Annotated in this window: 15 protein-coding genes; 9 read left to right on the top strand and 6 right to left on the bottom strand. The window is 57.4% G+C overall.

What is annotated here, in order from left to right:
- Nucleotides 1-253: 253 nt before the first annotated feature.
- From HY010_20745 to HY010_20760, 4 genes are all read right to left on the bottom strand, one after another.
- On the bottom strand, nucleotides 254-1,387 hold the full coding sequence (locus HY010_20745) for a hypothetical protein (protein ID MBI3478169.1): 1,134 nt from the start codon (nucleotides 1,385-1,387) through the stop codon (nucleotides 254-256).
- Between the two features lie 118 nt (nucleotides 1,388-1,505).
- The gene (locus HY010_20750; GenBank protein MBI3478170.1) at nucleotides 1,506-1,952 is read right to left on the bottom strand and encodes a nuclear transport factor 2 family protein; all 447 of its coding nucleotides are present in this window, start codon (nucleotides 1,950-1,952) and stop codon (nucleotides 1,506-1,508) included.
- Nucleotides 1,953-2,117: 165 nt separating this feature from the next.
- A complete protein-coding gene (locus HY010_20755) occupies nucleotides 2,118-4,439 on the bottom strand; it encodes an N-acetylmuramoyl-L-alanine amidase (protein MBI3478171.1) in 2,322 nt (773 codons plus the stop codon).
- A 56-nt stretch (nucleotides 4,440-4,495) separates the two neighbouring features.
- Nucleotides 4,496-5,338 carry a lytic transglycosylase domain-containing protein gene (locus HY010_20760; GenBank protein ID MBI3478172.1) on the bottom strand — a complete coding sequence of 281 codons (843 nt, stop codon included), beginning with the start codon at nucleotides 5,336-5,338 and terminating at the stop codon, nucleotides 4,496-4,498.
- Between the two features lie 307 nt (nucleotides 5,339-5,645).
- On the opposite strand from HY010_20760, the gene larB reads away from it, so the two are divergent.
- A complete protein-coding gene (larB, locus tag HY010_20765) occupies nucleotides 5,646-6,392 on the top strand; it encodes a nickel pincer cofactor biosynthesis protein LarB (protein ID MBI3478173.1) in 747 nt (248 codons plus the stop codon).
- A gap of 25 nt (nucleotides 6,393-6,417) precedes the next feature.
- On the opposite strand, the gene HY010_20770 is transcribed toward larB, so the two are convergent.
- On the bottom strand, nucleotides 6,418-6,627 hold the full coding sequence (locus HY010_20770) for a hypothetical protein (protein MBI3478174.1): 210 nt from the start codon (nucleotides 6,625-6,627) through the stop codon (nucleotides 6,418-6,420).
- A gap of 89 nt (nucleotides 6,628-6,716) precedes the next feature.
- Here HY010_20770 and HY010_20775 point away from each other — a divergent pair, with 89 nt between their 5' ends.
- From HY010_20775 to HY010_20790, 4 genes are all read left to right on the top strand, one after another.
- Nucleotides 6,717-7,988: an MFS transporter gene (locus HY010_20775; GenBank protein MBI3478175.1), complete on the top strand. Its 1,272-nt coding sequence runs from the start codon at nucleotides 6,717-6,719 to the stop codon at nucleotides 7,986-7,988.
- A 142-nt stretch (nucleotides 7,989-8,130) separates the two neighbouring features.
- A complete protein-coding gene (locus tag HY010_20780) occupies nucleotides 8,131-9,303 on the top strand; it encodes an acyl-CoA dehydrogenase (GenBank protein MBI3478176.1) in 1,173 nt (390 codons plus the stop codon).
- Nucleotides 9,304-9,386: 83 nt separating this feature from the next.
- Complete coding sequence (locus tag HY010_20785; GenBank protein MBI3478177.1) at nucleotides 9,387-9,827, top strand: hypothetical protein; 441 nt, start codon at nucleotides 9,387-9,389, stop codon at nucleotides 9,825-9,827.
- A gap of 99 nt (nucleotides 9,828-9,926) precedes the next feature.
- On the top strand, nucleotides 9,927-10,313 hold the full coding sequence (locus HY010_20790; GenBank protein MBI3478178.1) for a hypothetical protein: 387 nt from the start codon (nucleotides 9,927-9,929) through the stop codon (nucleotides 10,311-10,313).
- Between the two features lie 54 nt (nucleotides 10,314-10,367).
- Here HY010_20790 and HY010_20795 read toward each other — a convergent pair whose 3' ends face one another.
- On the bottom strand, nucleotides 10,368-11,345 hold the full coding sequence (locus HY010_20795; protein MBI3478179.1) for an RDD family protein: 978 nt from the start codon (nucleotides 11,343-11,345) through the stop codon (nucleotides 10,368-10,370).
- Nucleotides 11,346-11,493: 148 nt separating this feature from the next.
- On the opposite strand from HY010_20795, the gene HY010_20800 reads away from it, so the two are divergent.
- The 4 genes from HY010_20800 to HY010_20815 all read left to right on the top strand — a co-directional run bounded on the left by HY010_20800 (nucleotide 11,494) and on the right by HY010_20815 (nucleotide 17,122).
- Nucleotides 11,494-14,025 (top strand): LPS-assembly protein LptD, encoded by a 2,532-nt coding sequence (locus HY010_20800; GenBank protein ID MBI3478180.1) that lies wholly within the window; start codon nucleotides 11,494-11,496, stop codon nucleotides 14,023-14,025.
- A 55-nt stretch (nucleotides 14,026-14,080) separates the two neighbouring features.
- The gene (gene larE, locus HY010_20805; GenBank protein MBI3478181.1) at nucleotides 14,081-14,932 is read left to right on the top strand and encodes an ATP-dependent sacrificial sulfur transferase LarE; all 852 of its coding nucleotides are present in this window, start codon (nucleotides 14,081-14,083) and stop codon (nucleotides 14,930-14,932) included.
- 96 nt (nucleotides 14,933-15,028) lie between these two features.
- Nucleotides 15,029-15,955 carry a thioredoxin domain-containing protein gene (locus HY010_20810; protein ID MBI3478182.1) on the top strand — a complete coding sequence of 309 codons (927 nt, stop codon included), beginning with the start codon at nucleotides 15,029-15,031 and terminating at the stop codon, nucleotides 15,953-15,955.
- A gap of 126 nt (nucleotides 15,956-16,081) precedes the next feature.
- Complete coding sequence (locus HY010_20815) at nucleotides 16,082-17,122, top strand: SurA N-terminal domain-containing protein (GenBank protein MBI3478183.1); 1,041 nt, start codon at nucleotides 16,082-16,084, stop codon at nucleotides 17,120-17,122.
- Nucleotides 17,123-17,175: the final 53 nt, after the last annotated feature.

Raw genomic sequence — 17,175 nt, forward strand, 5'->3', positions numbered from 1 at the left:
CACCAAAACGAAAAGGCCGCCCGGCAACGTGGGCAGCCTTTTCTTTCAAGGGAGAATAGTTCCAACGGAGGTTTAAGCCATCGAAACTTTCTGCGGAAATCTTATGAGCCTTAAAAGGGGGGTGTCAAGGAAAATTTGCGATTTAAATAGCTTTGTTTTCAACAACTTGAATAATACGTCCACAACTCGACAAACCGACCCAAAATGAGAAAATTTCCCGCATTCTCCGGCTAAGAACATTCGATTGAGGAACTTACCGCCGCCGGGACGCCTGCTCGAGGGTATCGCCCAGGTGCAGGGAGATCAGTTCCCGGTCCTCGGGCCGGTCGAACACCCGGTCCGGGAAAAGGCGCTTCATGACGATCCGGAAGCCTCCGAAGGCCACTCCTGCGACGAGAGACACTCCTACAACGATGCCGCAGAGCACGATGATGTTGAACAGAAGGTTCGCGAGATTGTCTTTTTTCGAAACGTAAGTATTTTCATTCCACGTGACGTCAGCTTCGTAGCTGACCGATCCAAGCAGCGCACGCGCTTCGCTGAGAGCCAGCGGACCAGCAGCAATCACGATGATTGGTCCCGTGCGCTTGTCGAAGAAGGGCGCGACATCCAGCACGGACGGCGATCCAGCGCTTCCCTGTTGAGTGGGCTGATGGGCAGCGTCGAGCTCGCGCAATTTCTCGGCGGCCAGTTGCGGCGTTGGATATTCAATCAGCATGAGCGTCGCGTCACCCAGCTTCGCCTCGTGCTTCGCGATGACGACCTCCGCTCCCGCCTTGAAATCCACCATCGCGCTCGGCAACGGCGACCCGACGTGATCGAGTCCGGCCGGGCCCAGCACGTACTTGGCATTCTTGGCGTCCACTTGCTTCGGAAGATAGTTGGGAAGTGGCGGCAGATTGCGCGCATTCCCGGCAGGCACGGGCAGAACTCCAGCAAGCTCGCGCAGTTCGGCCGCCGACATAGTGGTGAGCCGATCAAAGATAGCGTCGACGAGAATGTTCCCCTGGTAGAACACGACGCGATTGTTTACCGAAGCCGCCTGGCCGCCAATTGTTTCGTCCCGCATGGCAGGATTCTTGTAGTACGTGAACGCCCCGTAGGCGCCGCTCGCGTCCGTGAATACTGCTGCCTTGACGACGAGTTTGCGGCCATCGCCGCGAGTGTAGGTCGTCTTCTCCAGACGCTGGAAGCCGTACTCTTTCAAAACGGAAGCATTTGTTTCGTCGGCGACCGATGGATCGGCACTTTTGGCGGCCGGTTCCTTGAGTTGCCATCCCCCAAATTGACTGGGAAGGACTTGCGTTGGAGCTGCAGCGTCAGCCGCCCAAGCACCTGCGCTGACTGCCAGTAGGATCACGAAAATAGCTGGACGAATATTCTTCATTCCGCGAGCAGGCCTGCAGACCCCGAATAGTTAGACTACTGGTAGGCGCGGAAAGTTTCCACCGCCGGCCTATCTCACGAGAGAAACCGGGCTGAGAGCGTGCGAAAGGGGATCGAATCTATTTCTTTACCAGGCTGGTATGGCTCGCGACACACAACCATTTGCTGTCCTGGAAAACCCAGGTATCGGTAAAGCGTCCAAAGTGCTCGTAGGGCTTGCCCGCATACAGGCCCTTGGTATGGTAGTTCCCGGTAACGATCGCAGTGCTTGGATACATCTCGACTTCTACATTCTGGATATTCATCAGGCTGGGCTTAAATTGCGGATCGGCGAAATCGGCAAGAAACCGTCCCCGGTCGCTGACCTCACCGTCGTACTCGGTATTTACAAAGCGGTCGCCGATCATGCGGGCGATGGCGGTTGAGTCGCGGCTAAGCTGAGCTTGATTCCACATCCGCTCAAGCGCAATCAGGTTCGTAACGTCCGCCGTATAGGCAGCCGGCTTCGGAGTCTGTGCGTACGCGAAACTCGCCAGGACAAGGACAAAAAGCGTTCTTTTGATCATGATGCTCCGGCCCCAGATTGCGCCGTCGGGCGAGTCTGTAGAGGCGAACTATGCAGCACACATTTTGGGGCACCCTGAGATTGGGAGCAACATTACCAATGTCACGGTCCAAAGGACGAAGGGGGATGTCGTTGAGAACTGAGAACTGGGAACTGAGAACTGCCCTTACTGGCCTTCGTTCTTGGAGCCTCTGCTAGCGACTTTGACCCCGCTCAGCCCGCTCGCGTACTTCGAAACGCCCTGATAGAGCGATTCCGCGATGCGCTGGCGGTGTTCCGCGGTCTGCAATTTTCGTTCGTCCGAGGGGTTCGAGACGAAGGAAATCTCGGCCAGGATCGAAGGCATATTGGCGCCAATCAAGACGATGAAGGGCGCTTTCTTGATGCCACGATTGCGGACTCCGGCGTTGCGCAGGGAGAGTCCGCCATACAGCGACTCTTGCACATTGCTGGCAAACTCGCGCGATTCTTCGATCTTTTCCTTGAGCGCGATCTTCTTTACCAGATCCTGCAGTTCGTAGATCGACTTCTCCGACACCGCATTTTCGCGGGCGGCAACTTCCAGTGCCTCGGGCGACGAGGTGAAATTCAGATAGTAGGTTTCGACGCCGCGCGCGTCTGAGTCGTGGCTGGAATTCGCGTGCACGGAAATGAACAAGTCGGCACGTTCGCGATTCGCGATCGCAGTGCGCGTTTCGAGTGGGATGAACGTGTCGTCCTGACGCGTGTAGACGACTTCTGCTCCCAGTCGACTCTCCAGCAGGCGTCCAAGGCGCCTGGCAACGTCGAGCACGAGATCTTTCTCAAGCAACCCGTTGGGCCCGATCGTTCCCGTATCGTGGCCGCCGTGGCCGGCATCGATCACGATCTTGCCAATTTTCAGGCCGAGGGCGCGGATGAGTGAGCGATCACCAGATGCTGTCGGACGGGCTTCCCGAGTTTCCAGATCGGCTGTATCCGCGGGAGCGCCGGAATGCAGTTTCTTTTTGCGCCCTGTGCGGGCATCCGCCTTCGAGGACTTCGCTTCGTCGGATTCGGTCGCAGCGCGTTGCGCCGGCGTCACCTCAGGACGAAGCTTGTCTGGCTGCAGTGTCGCCACCGTGGTTGGCACTCGATCTTCCGCCTCCACGATGGTCTTCGGAATCTTCCGGTTTGTGCCAGCAACGGGAACGGTCGTTTTTACCACTCCGATACCGGGCAATTGCTGGCCGCCAGTCGCTGCGGTAGGAGGCGCGTCCGGATGCTGGCTGGATGCTTCTATCTTGTCTTTGTCCTTGCCGGCTTCCGCCTTGGAAAATTGTACGGTCGTTGCTGGCGGCGGATTCGCCTGCTTCCCGGACTTCACTTCCGCATGTTTTGCTTCGACAGGTTGGTCGGACGGTTGGTCAGCAGCATCGTCATCGGCAGAAGAATCCGTCTCCGCGGCAGGAGGTGCGTGTGCAGGACTCGCCTTCGCCATCAGCGTACTTCTACTTTGTTTGCCGTGCACGTCAATGATCAAGCGATAAGGATTCGGCAACAGGAACGCGTTGTAGCTGGCCAGATCGTCCACTTCGAGGACCACGCGCGTGCGCCCCGGTTGAAACTCGGCCACGCGGATCTTCTTGAGGAACCCGTCATCAACATCGAACGTCTTGCCCACAAGAGTGGAGGCCAGCTTCGTATCGCGCAGGTCGAAGAAGATGCGATCGGGATGCGCAATTCGTTGCGACTCGAATTTCACGTCCTGCTCCACGTCGATCGCGACCCGCGTGTAATCGTCCGCGGACCAGTGCCGCACCCCGGTTACACGCGGTAACTTGCTGCGCCGCGAGGAAGAGGAATCCGCGACAGCATCTTTGTCATTGGCGCGGTCGTTCGCCCGGTCTGTCGCGCGCGATTTCGGCGTTGCCTTGCGGGCTGCCTGGTCCATCTCTTCCGCATCGGCATCGATCTCTTTCAGCGCCGATCGAGCGTCATCGGCCAAGTGGTTGCGTGGATAGCGGTGCAGAAAGTCTTCGAAGGTCGCGCGCGCTTCTTCCGGATCGCCCAGGTCGTCCTTGTACACTTCACCGACCGTGAAGAGCGCGTCAAAACGATATTTACTTCCGGGATATTCCTTGCGCAGGAAGCGGTATTGCTCGACTGCGTCTCGCAGAATCTTGGAATCGTCGAATTGACGTCCCATCTCGACCATCAATTCCGCAGTTGCGACCACGCTCGGATCAGCCTTGGACGATGCCGGCGCGCCAAAGTACACGCTGCGATAGGCATTGATGACGCGCTGATATTCACGGCGGGTACGATCGTCGGCGGGACGTCCGTTGAGAGCTTCGCGCATCCGCTCGGCGGTTGCGAAGTGCTGTCGAGCCCAGGCATCGTTATGTCGGATTCTGGCCGAAGCAATTCCAGCCGGCAGAATCACCAGCAGCAGAGCGGCACTCCAGCGCAGAGCGCGTGGTCCTCTGAGTTGGCCTCGGACTAGGGTCGAAGAAGCCTGGGTCTTCAAATTACTGACTCAACCTGTACTGCGCCGCTCCATCCCGTCGTGCGGGAAGGAGTCAGTTAGTCGGTGTTGCTGATGTACAAAACGCCGCGAGCATCGCGCTGCACCCGTACCGGGTCGTGCACCGGATTCCCAATAACGAATGATCCTGGAGCGCCGCCGTAGTACAGGTTCGTAATCCGGCGAACGTAGTTCCGGGTCTCCGCAAAATGTGGAACCCCCGCACTGCGTGCCACCGCTCCTGCACCCGCGTTATAAGCCGCCAGGCTCAGCTGAACGTTACCGCCATAACTCTCCAGCAGTCTTTTTAGATGCCGAACACCGGCATCGACGTTCTGCGCTGGATCAAAAGGATTTGTAACGTTGAGCGACCGTGCCGTGCCGGGCATCAACTGCATCAGGCCCATGGCGCCCTTGCGGGAAACGGCATTCGGGTTGTAGTTCGACTCCACCTTAACCACGGACCGGACAAGGTTCGGGTCCACATTGTGACGAGAAGCTGCCTGCACGATCGCTGCGTCAATTTCCTGTTCCGAGAACATTCGAGTGCTGCGCAGGAAACGAGCGCTTCCGTCCAGATAGTGATTGACTTCAGTGGCCGCCGAACGCGCAGCGCGAATTGCCGCTCCGCTGGTCGGTACCGGTTTCCACCGATGTTCGGTCGAACTCCAGTACGACAGGCGAGAAGGTTGTGGAGCATCCGCGGCAGTGGAAGCTGACGTGGCCGCGGCCGTTGCAGGCTTGGCAGGACTCGCGTCATTCACGTAGATCTTGCGGCCAAACTGGTCGGTCGTAGAAGCTATGTTTCGAGCGGACGACTCCGCCCACGCCAAAGACGTGGAGAGAAAGGTGGCCGCGGCTACCGTGGTGGCCATCAGGGCGATTTGCAGGCGACTTCGCATATAGGTGTATTGCTTCGACCAAAAAGGCACACTCGCGCCTTCGGCCATTACCTACCTGCAACCTGACGGAGAATCCAGAACCAGAGTGAGACGATTATAGGGTGGGGGAGGGGTGGGGGCAATCTCCCAGAAGGGCGTAGAACCACTGGAGTAATCGCGGTAAGTTACTGAAAGTACTTGATTTTATGAAAAACAGGGTGCCAACTTCGCCCCCCGATCTGCCATTAAAACCGGCTTTTCGGACCTCGTGGCTCGCGGCTGGCAGCTTCTTTCTCTACAATCTGACTGGAATATCCCAGGAAAATGCGTGAACTCAGCGGCGCTACGAAAGTTGTTTGAACAGGTTCGGACACGGATATTGGGCCCCGATGAGGCCGTCGAACGGCTGCGCCACTTCCCTTTCGAAGACCTCGGATTTGCCAAGGTCGATCATCACCGGGCACTTCGCCAGGGAATACCGGAAGTCATATTCAGCCAGGGAAAGACTCCAGGGCAGGTCGCAGGTATTTTTGAGCGACTGGCAGATCATGGCGGGAATGTTCTCGCCACGCGGGCGACCGAAGAACAGTTTGAGGCAGTCGCCCGCCAAGTGGCGAAAGTGGAGTACCGTCCGCTGGCACGAGCCATCGTTCTCAAGCGCGATCGCAAGCGCTACGGCAAAGGCGTCATTGCCGTAGTTTCGGCGGGGACGAGCGACATTCCCGTCGCCGAAGAAGCGGTCGTCACGGCAGAAATGATGGGGAACACGGTCCAGCATATCTATGACGTCGGTGTGGCCGGTATCCATCGTTTGCTGGCTCATCGCGTGGCCCTATCCAAGGCCCGTGTCATTGTCGTCTGTGCGGGGATGGAAGGTGCTTTGCCGAGCGTGGTCGGCGGACTGGTCGGCGTCCCGGTGATTGCAGTCCCAACCAGCGTGGGTTATGGCGCGGCGTTCGAGGGACTGGCGGCGCTGCTCGGGATGATGAATTCCTGCGCGTCGAATGTCAGTGTTGTGAATATCGATAACGGATTTGGCGCCGGGTACGTCGCATCGCTGATCAATCGAAAATAATCCGCTCGCGCCGCAAGCGCAGCCTCTATTTCTTGACCAGCTTTAATTTCTTCCAACGCGCTTTTTGAGCTTCCGCGATGCGCCGGCGACCGGCTGCAGATAGGTTACTTGCCCGGCTCCGTTCCCTTCGCCCCAAACGTTCCAGAGCCTGGACCGCATGATGGAGCCTGTCGACCGTGGCTTTCGCCTCTTTGAGCTGGCTTCGGAGGATGGCGATGACATCGAGATTGGGCATGGGAGCACCAGTCTAATCCACATCGCGCGACTGCGAAATAATCTGGCCCGCCCAAAACTGTTTTCCATTGAGATAATTTCAAATCTGCAATGTTGACCTCTCAAGACCCTCGTCTCGCTGGACGGCCCGCGTTCGGCTATCCCGATTTTGTTTCGTTCACCCTCGCGCGCTTCTTTCTCGTGGTCTCGCTCGAAATGCAATCGGTGGCGGTGGGATGGCAGGTCTACCAGATCACCCATCGTGCGTTGGACCTGGGATACGTCGGGTTGGCGCAATTCTTGCCCGGATTTGTGCTGTTCCTGTTCGGAGGGCATGCCGCGGATATTTACGATCGCCGCCGCCTGTTGATGTGGTGTTACGCCGGCTTCGGCTTGGGTTCTTTCTTATTGTTGCTGATCAGTTGGAAGGCGCCCCAATCCGTTCACCTGATCTACGCGGTGCTGGTGCTGCTTGGTTCCGTGCGATCGTTCAACTGGCCGGCCAGCAGGGCAATTCTTCCACTGCTTGTTCCCGAAGAGCATTTCGCCAACGCGGTGGCATGGAATTCAAGCGTATTTCAGATCGCAACCATTGCCGGCCCAGCCATCGGCGGCATCGCTTACGCCTTGTTTCATGGACCCGCGGCCGTGTATGCGATGGGAGTTGCTGTTTCGATTCTGGCGTGGGCACTCACGCTGCGAATCAAGATACGTCCAGCGCCGCGTCCGAAAGAGCCGGTCAGTTTGCGGACAGTTCTGGCTGGCTTCCGTTTTATCTGGGAGAAGAAGCTGATACTCGGTTCGATTTCGCTGGACATGTTTGCCGTGCTCTTGGGAGGCGCAGTCGCGCTTCTGCCGGTATACGCGCATGAAATCCTGCACACCGGGCCGTGGGGACTCGGACTATTGCGCAGCGCTCCTGGAGTGGGCGCCGCAATCATGGCCATTGTGGTCGCCCATCGTCCGATTCGACGCCAAGCAGGTATCACGATGCTCTTGTGCGTCACTGCGTTCGGCCTGCTGACCATTGTCTTCGGGATCTCCCGCAGTCTGATCCTGTCGCTGGTGGCGCTGTTTCTCCTCGGAGCGAGCGACATGGTTAGCGTGATCATTCGCGCCACGCTGGTGCAAATTGCCACTCCCGACGAAATGCGCGGACGCGTGAACGCCGTCGACATGCTGTTCATCGGCGTATCCAACGAGCTGGGCGAATTCGAGTCGGGATTTACGGCACATTTGTTCGGAACAGTGCCAGCGGTCGTCATAGGAGGAATCGGAACGCTGGTCGTAATCGGAATTTGGGCGTGGCTCTTCCCGGAATTGCGAAAAGCCGATCAACTCACGGTTGCGGAACTGATGCCGGACGAGCGCAGCTTGACGTGATTTTCTTTGCGCGAATCTGGCATGACCGCGTGCCAATCTTGCGCACGCAGCTCTCTCGCTCCCTGCTACAATTTTTAGTTCGGCCGCGCTTCTGAGACGCGGCAAACTGCGTCTCTACGGAAGTTCTTACGGAAGGTGTCTTATGCCGGAAACATTGCAGGTCGCTCTGCCCGCCCCTCTTACTACTCTTACCGATGATGAGATTTTGTTTCGCGACAATGTCCGTCAGTTTGCCGAGGACAAGATTCGCCCGCTCGCCAAAGAGATGGACGAAAAGGCGGTGTTCGATCACGCATTGCTCGATCAGTTTTTCCAACTTGGCCTGATGGGGATTGAGATTCCCGAGCAGTATGGCGGCGCAGGCGGAAAGTTCTTTGAAGCCATTCTCGCCGTGGAAGAATTCTCGCGCGTGGACGCCTCCTCCGGCGTCATCGTCGACGTGCAAAATACGCTGGTTGCAAATGCAATTCTGCGCTGGGCGACGGAAGAGCAGAAGAAACGCTACCTGCCCAAGATGGCCGTCGACACCCTCGGCGCCTATGCACTCAGTGAAGCCGGATCCGGGTCAGACGCTTTCGCGCTCCAAACCAAAGCAGAACTGAGGGGTAGCAACTTCATTCTCAACGGACGCAAGCTCTGGATCACGAATGGCAAAGAGGCTGGACTGTTCATCCTGTTTGCGACCGTCGACGCGTCCAAAGGCTACAAAGGGATCACCGCATTTTTGATTGAGAAGGATTTCCCCGGATTCACGGTTGGCAAGAAGGAAGACAAGCTGGGAATTCGTGCCTCCTCAACTTGCGAATTGATTCTGGAGGATTGCCACGTTCCGAAAGAGAACGTCCTCGGCGAAGTCGGCAAGGGCTACAAGATCGCGATCGAGACTTTGAACGAAGGCCGCATCGGCATCGGCGCACAAATGCTCGGCGTGGCGCGAGGCGCATGGGAGTACGCGGCGAAGTATGCGCAGGAACGGAAACAGTTCGGCAAGCCGATCTCCGAGTTCCAGGGAATCCAGTTTCAGATCGCGCAGATGGCCACCGATATCGAAGCAGCCCGGTTGATGGTGTACAACTCCGCACGCATGAAAGATGCCGGCATCGACTTCGTAAAGGAAGCGGCGATGACAAAGTTGTTTACCTCGCAGGTTGCGGAGCGGGTCACTTCGCTCGCGGTCGAGATCTACGGTGGATACGGCTTCACCAAGGATTATCCAGTGGAAAAATACTGGCGCGACGCGAAGATCGGCAAGATCTACGAAGGCACGTCCAATATGCAATTAGCAACCATCGCTAAGTTGTTAATGAGTAAGTAAATAGCGGCGCTCACCAGGTCACATCAAGCTGTGACTGCGATCACAGTATGAGTCCGGCTTAGCCTGTCACTCTGTGTACAGGCATGGCACGAAGAACCATTGCGGTGGTGCTGCTGTTTGCAGTCGCGACCTGGGCTGAGTTACGCCTGGCGCCGATGATTGCGATGGGCGCCGCGCATACGCACGCCGCTCATGCGACGGCTCCGGCTATGGTCGCGCATCATCATGCCGCGGCCCTCCCCCACCCTTGCTGCCCGAGCGTTCAGACAACTCCGGTCGTAAATCCACCGGTTGAACTGGCGCCCGCTGGCTTGCCCTGCGAAGACAACCATCGCTGCTGTTTCCGTTCAGGGCCTCTGGGGACTCCCGCATCCGTGTCTGACGAGCAGAAGACAGCGCGCGATTTCCACCTGCTCCGGACGGTTGCGTTAACTTCGGATCCAACAACTGAAGAGAACCTTCCAATTCAGCGTGTGCATGCGCAATCGCCGCCTTCGACTTTCAGCATGACTCTGCGGATCTAGATTCCTGCCACCTTCCCAAAAATTTCTGCATGCCTGCGTCTTTGTGCGCCGGGCATTTGACTCAACACCAATTTTGATAACTGCGAAAAAGGAGAATTTATGAAACTACGCGTATTTGCTCTGATCCTGGCTTTGTCGTTTGTCGTATGGGCACAAGGCACTCCGTCTCAATCGGCCCCCAATTCAACTCCCGCTCCCGAAGCAAAGGGCTGCTGCCATCACAGCGACCAGATGAAAGAAGGCGAAGGATGTTGTCATCACGCCAAAGCCGAAGGTAAAGATGCCATGGCGTGCTGCGGCAAAGATAAGTGCGAAATGAAAGACGGCAAGTCCTGCTGCGGAGGCAACGACAAGGACATGAAAGCCTGCATGGAACAGTGCAAGAAAGACAAGAAAAGCTGCGGCGGGTCTGGCGACGAAAAGACGGCCGCGAACTGCTGTGGCAAGAGTTGCTCTCGTCACGAGCACGCCTCTGCCACCAGCTAAGGGTTTACCATGAGGCCGGGCAGAATTTGTCCGGCCTTACTTTTCTGGATCGCTTCAAGAAACATGCGTGTGCGTGATCCGGTCATGCCAGCACAGGCCGTCTTCGTCGAGAACACTCCAAAGGTAGCCCAATCCAAGTGCAACTGCGGATAGGTAAGAGGTCAGTACGCGCCATCGGCGGACTCGGCGCGACGTAGCAGATCCATCGAACCTGACTAGTCGAATCCGGGCCATGCGGAGGCCGGGAGTGGAACCCGTGTAGACCGTGAAGAGAAATTCGTAAGCCGCCCACATGATTGGGCCGACGATCGCAGCTGCCGATGCGATCACGAGTAACGGCGGCCGTTGCGGATTCAACCACGCAAATATCCCGGCAAATCCAGCCAGAGCACCCACCAGAATGAGAGCGTCGTACAACCCCGCGAGCATGCGCCTGGGCAGAGACGCAGAGGGTAGGGCCAGGTCGGCTGCGGCACGCCGTTCCGGTTCCCGGGCGCGAGTCGGTTCCATCAGGATGCCGCCTAACGCGGGCGGAGGCGGCAGGACCTCGGGAGCCTCTACGATGCGAGGCCGTTCAAAAATCGGTTCGGCTAATTGGTGCAGGTGCACAACGGGAACAGAAGCAGACCGCGGAAACTCGATCACGTTGGTGAATAGTTCCGGATCTTCCACAATCGCCGGGTGATTTTCAAGAATCGGTTCGACGAGTTGTGGAATACCGTGCTCGACGTCGTTGTCTTGCGTCCGCTCGGGCGCAGTTGCAGTGGCCGAGACGGCAAGCGCCGATCCAGTGACAGGCAGCCAGCTGTCCGCCGAGTCGAACGGCAGTCGCAGCGAGGGATAGCGAGGCGCACGCGGTTTGCGACGGGCGCGATAACGCTCCAGTCGGGACGCGACTTCGTGACGCCAGTAGTCGCCACCCAATTCGAGGCTGGGATCTCCAGCTGTGGCTACGACCTGCTCGGCCGCAACGGGTTCTACGCGGGAATCGCCTGCTTGCACGACGGCGTCGCCGCCTACGGGACAGTCCATGAGAGTCGGTCTTCGGAGAATGCCAGCAGCCAGAGCCAGGCCAGGCACGAGCGGAAAATCAGTCGGCACTGCTTTGCTTCCCATACCAGCCGCATGCTAAGGTCAAGTTTCCGTTGGCAACGGCCGGCGGAGCGAACGTGCTCCTGCAATGATCTTCCGCTACCGAATCATTATCACGGCCCTTTCGCTTTGTCATCTCCTTCTCGTCCCCGGGATAGTAACCAGCCAGACCCCGCCCCCGGCGCAAGCTGTTTCCGCGTCCCTTCCGGCGGCGCCTTCCACTCTGACCGAAGAAGAGGTGACGATTCACGCCAGCCAGCAAGAGTACGACAAGGGAGTCTGGAAACTACGGGGCCAGGCCGAGGTCCACTACCGCAACTACGTGCTCTATGCCGATGAAATCACCTACAACTCAGCCACTGGTGATACTGAAGTCGAAGGCCACGTGGTCCTGGACGGCGGTCCCTATGACGAACATGTCGAAGCCAGCCACGGCATCTACAACGTTCGTACCCAGGTTGGAACTCTCTATGACGTGATTGGAACCGCAGGGTTTCGTCTGCGGCGCTCGGGATACATCCTCACGACTTCAAATCCTTTTGCGTTTACCGGCAAGGTTGTTGAAAAGCACGGTCCCGACCACTACCTGGTTCGCCAGGGCACGGTGACTACGTGTGAGTTGCCGCGGCCGAAGTGGCAGTTCGAGGCCAGCCGGATTTCGGTCGATGTGGACGGCACCGCAAAGATATACAACAGCTCTTTCCGCCTTGGACGAGTGCCAGTTTTCTATTTTCCCTTCGTGACGCATCCGATCCAGAAACAGGAGCGGCAATCGGGCTTCTTGATCCCGAGCATCGGGAATTCTTCGCGCAAAGGAAAGATTGTCGGCGAATCGGTTTACCTCGCCCTTAACCGAAGCATGGATCTCACGCTCGGCGCGGAATACTACTCGAAACGCGGATGGTCGCAGCGGGGAGAATTCCGCGCGCGGCCAAGCGACACATCCTACGTTGACCTGAGTTATTTCGGAGTACTTGATCGCGGCATTGGTGACCCTCATCAGGATCAGGGCGGTGAAGACGCCCACTTCACAGCCGAAGGCCTCTTTGGACACAACTTCCGCGGCGTCGCTAACGTGGACTACCTGAGTTCGTTCGTGTTCCGCATCGCGTTCACCGAGGTGTACAGCCAGGCCGTGAACTCGGAAGTGAAATCACAAATTTTTCTCTCCAACACTACCAACGGATTTCACTACAACCTGTTGACGGAACGCTATCAGAACTACGAAGTCTGCAATCCGGACAATCCCCAGCAAGCGGGGCAATGCACCACGCTCACCCAGACGGAACTGATTCGCATCCTGCACACGCCAAGTTTCTTCTTGTCTGGAGAAGAACGCCAGGTTAAGAACACCCCGTTCTATTGGTCATTCCAGAGTTCCGTAGAAGGCCTGCAGCGGCGCGATCTGAGAGTGCAATCTCTGGAACCATTGCTGCAAGGCTTCCGCACGGCTGCGCTGGTCGGCCGCTTTGATTTCGCACCGTCGCTTTCGATGCCTTTTCAGTGGAAGGGATGGTCCGCGCGGGCGGAACTGACGTTGCGGGACACAGCGTACACCCAGACTCAGCTCATCCACCCTGCCCTGGAGGATGGGACGATCCCGACCAGCGCAGAAGACAAGGTGCTCAATCGGAAGTCGCTGGAAGCGTCGTTCGAGCTGCGTCCGCCGGCACTTTCTCGCGTTTTTGAAAAACCGTGGCTCGGACGCAAATGGAAACATGTCATCGAACCGCGCCTGCGCTACGACTACGTAACTGGAGTGGACAACTTCACCAACATCATCCGCTTCGATGCCAGCGACATCTTGAGCAACACAAACAACGTGGAGTATTCCGTGGTGAACCGCGTTTATGCCAAGCGCATCCGTCCTGAGGACGACCAGAAAGACTGCGAGCAGCAGGGTATGGACTCACTGACGATCGGCGGGGCTCCACCGTCCAGTGCACTTCCGTGGGAATCATCGGGGACATCGGCGGCGCCGCCCTGTGCCGCTGGTCCCCGTGAAGTTTTGACGTGGGAAATTGGACAGAAATACTACTTCGACCCTACTTTCGGTCACGCCCTGGTTCTCGGCCAACGGAACGTCTTTACCTCCACCGCCGATTTCACCGGTATCGGATTTCTTAGCGACATGCGGCGCTTCTCACCCATCATTTCCCGGTTGCGCGTAGAGACCAGTCCGCGCACCAATACCGAATGGGATCTCGACTACGATTTCAAGACGGGACGCATCAATGCCAGCACAGCACTGGTCAATTTTCACTATGGGCTTTTTACGGTTGGCGGCGGAGACGCTTTCCTGCGCGTAAATGATATGACCCAAGGCGAAGCCGTCCCCGGCCAACGCGACTTTCATCAGTTCCGGTTCTTGTTCGGCTATGGGCAGCCCCAGAAACGCGGCTTCAGTGGCGCATCCAGCTTCGGTTTCGATCACAACCAGGGATTCCTCCAGTATTCGACCGCGCAATTGACATACAACTGGGACTGCTGCGGCTTCAGCGTCGAATACCGGCGATTCGCGCTCGGACTGGTACGAAACGAAAACCAATTTCGCTTCGCATTCTCGCTGGCGAACGTCGGTGCATTCGGAAACTTGAAGCGCCACGAGCGGTTGTACTAGCGATGGCCGCGCTGCCGGCATCCCGTCGGGACGCCGGCGCTGCACTTTCTTTACAATGGTGACTGTGGGTTCTGCATCGCTCGACCTGAAACTCGCGCAACTCAAGCAGGCTCTCGGCAACGGTGGGCGGCTGCTCGTCGCCTACTCTGGCGGAATCGACTCGGCGTTGCTGGCGTGGGCTGCGCATCAGGTGCTCGGCAACCAGATGCTGGCGGTCATAGCAGACTCTCCCAGTCTGGCGCGAACGCATCTCGAAGACGCGCTCGCCTTCGCCCGCGAAATGGGCATCCCCGTCGAAATCATTGCGACGAACGAGTTGGTGAATCCAGACTATGTGCGCAATGACTCGTCCCGCTGCTTTCACTGCAAAGACGAATTGTTCACGGTGATGGAACAGTACCGGGTCGCGCATGGCTTCGATGCGATCGCGTATGGCGTGAATCTTGACGACCAAGGCGACTTTCGCCCCGGTCAGCAGGCCGCTCGTGAGCATCATGTCTTAGCGCCGCTGCTCGATGCGGGACTCGACAAAGCGGAGATTCGGGCACTCGCCCAGCAAGAGGGTCTGCGAGTGTGGGACAAACCTGCATCAGCCTGCCTGTCGTCGCGAATCGAGTACGGACGGCCAGTTACGCCGGAAGCCCTGCGCGTGGTGGAACTGGGCGAAGACGCGCTACGCGGCCTGGGATTCCGCCAGTTTCGAGTGCGGCATCATGGTGATATTGTGCGCATCGAAATTACGCGCGAAGAAATAGCTCGAGCCTTGTCGGTGGAAATGGCCCGCGAGTTCACATCCATTTTCAAGCAACTGGGATTCAAGTTTGTCACGCTCGATATGGAAGGCTTCCGATCGGGATCGATGAACTCGCTGCTGCCGGCGGAGGAACTCATTCGCAAGCCGGCGTGACCAGCACCACATGCCATTGAAGCTCCGGGTCCGCAGCCCGAAGCACATCTCCCCGTGAGATAATGCAAGCGATTCCTAATGTTTAGGCGGTTTCTAGTGAATTTTGCGCGACGCGCTTTCCTGGCTCTTTTACTGATCTGTCTCGGTTGTTCGGCGCAGCCCACGCCGTCCGCTCCTGCGGACGTTGTGCGGTTGCTGGAGCATCAGGTCCGGTCGACCTATTCGGTCCCGTCGGAAGTGAAAGTTCTCGTCGGCCCGCTTCGGGCCAGCGATTTTCCGAACTACGATGCGCTGACCATCACGTTCGACGATTCGGGAAAAAAGAAGGACTACGAGTTCCTGCTTGCCAAGGATCGCAAGACGCTGTTGCGCATGACCAAGATCGATCTGACGAAAGATCCGTATGCGGAATTGATGAAGAAGATCGACGTGACAGGACGGCCCACTCGTGGGGCGAAAGACGCGAAAGTTGTAGCCGTCAACTTCGACGATTTTCAGTGTCCTTTCTGTTCGCACATGCACTCGAATCTGTTTCCTACGTTGTTGAAAGAATATGGCGACCGCGTGCTATTCATTTACAAGGATTACCCTCTGGATGAAATTCATCCCTGGGCGATTCATGCAGCCGTGAACGCAAATTGCCTGGCTGCACAGAATGCCGATGCCTACTGGGATTTCGCCGACTACGTGCATGGCAATCAAAAAGAAATCAACGGCGAAAAGGGAATTGAAAATCGGTATACCGAGCTCGACAAGGAAGCAACCCTGCAGGGGCAAAAGCACAATCTGGACGCCTCGAAATTACAGGCCTGCGTGAAGGCACAGGACGACAAGGCAGTACGTGCCTCACAGCGCGAAGGGGACAACGTCGGAGTTAGCGCGACGCCCGCCATGTTCGTGAATGGCCAGAAAGTCGATGGCGCGGTGCCGATCGAAGATTTGCGGGCGATCCTCGATGGTGCACTTCGTGACGCTGGTGTCGCTGTTCCCGAACACAAAGCGGACCCAGCGGCGACAAAATAAACCGTAAATAGTTCCGACTGAGCGCGCAGTCAAAGCGGATTCTCGTAGCCTTGGCTCAGTGCTACATGCGAAGAGCCAGGTGCAGTTTCGGAGGCAAACTTGAAACGTGTTCACATGAGCAGAGCCATGATCGCCGCGTTGGTTGCATTCTTCCTGCTGCAGTTTGCTGCCTGTAATGGCGACGGCAGCGGCGGCGACGTGATGGCCTCGGTCAACGGGCGAAAGATCTACCGCACCGAAGTCGACAAGTATTTCGCCAACCAAACTGCGGGTTCCGAACAGCAACCCACCGGCGAACAAGCGGTGAGCCTGCGTCTCAGCATCCTGGACACGCTCATCGAAACGGAAATCCTGATGCGGCGCGCAGAAAAACTCGGCTTGCTCGCGACTGACGAAGAAGTGGACCGCAAGCTGAACGAGATGAAGTCTCCTTTCACGGCTGAGCAATTCAACAAGCGGCTGGAAGAGAAGAAGATTACCGTCGACGATTTCAAGCGCGACCTGCGGCGATCTCTCACCCGCGACAAGGTTCTGAACAAAGAAATCACGTCGCGCATCAACATCACCGACCAGGACGTCGCCGACTACTACAACGCGCACAAGTCGGAATTTAACTTCATCGAACCGCAGTACCATCTGGCGAAGATCATGGTCACCGGAATGCCGAATCCCCAGGTCCACAATCTTCAGAACAGCAAGGCGCAGAACGACGCCGATGCGCGCAAGAAGATCCAGATGATCGCGAACCGCCTGGATAGTGGCGACGATTTTGCCACGCTGGCCATGAATTATTCGGAAGATCCGGAGACCAGCAACAATGGCGGCGATCTTGGATTGGCGCCGGAGTCGGCGCTGAAGAATGCTGACCCTGCAACTCGCGACTCCGTGTTGAAGCTAAAGCCCGGACAATTTACTCCCGTCCTGCCTCTGCTCAATCCGGCCAACCATCAGCCGTACGGTTACATGATCGTAAAGCTGGTTTCAAAAGAAGCCGCTGGACAACGCGACCTGAGCAATCCCAGCGTGCAACAGGCGTTTCGCCAACAGTTGCGGGATCGCCGTGAACAACTTCTGAAAGCTGCGTATTACGAGACTCTGCGCGACGATGCGAAGATTACGAATTATTACGCAGAAGAAGTGCTGAAGAACGCAGGGACGGCGAAATAGGCTTGGATTGCGGCGGAGACGGGGCAAGCCCCGTCTCTACGTATCGATTCGTA

The organism is Acidobacteriota bacterium (assembly GCA_016196065.1).
GTDB lineage: Bacteria > Acidobacteriota > Terriglobia > Terriglobales > Acidobacteriaceae > Acidiflorens.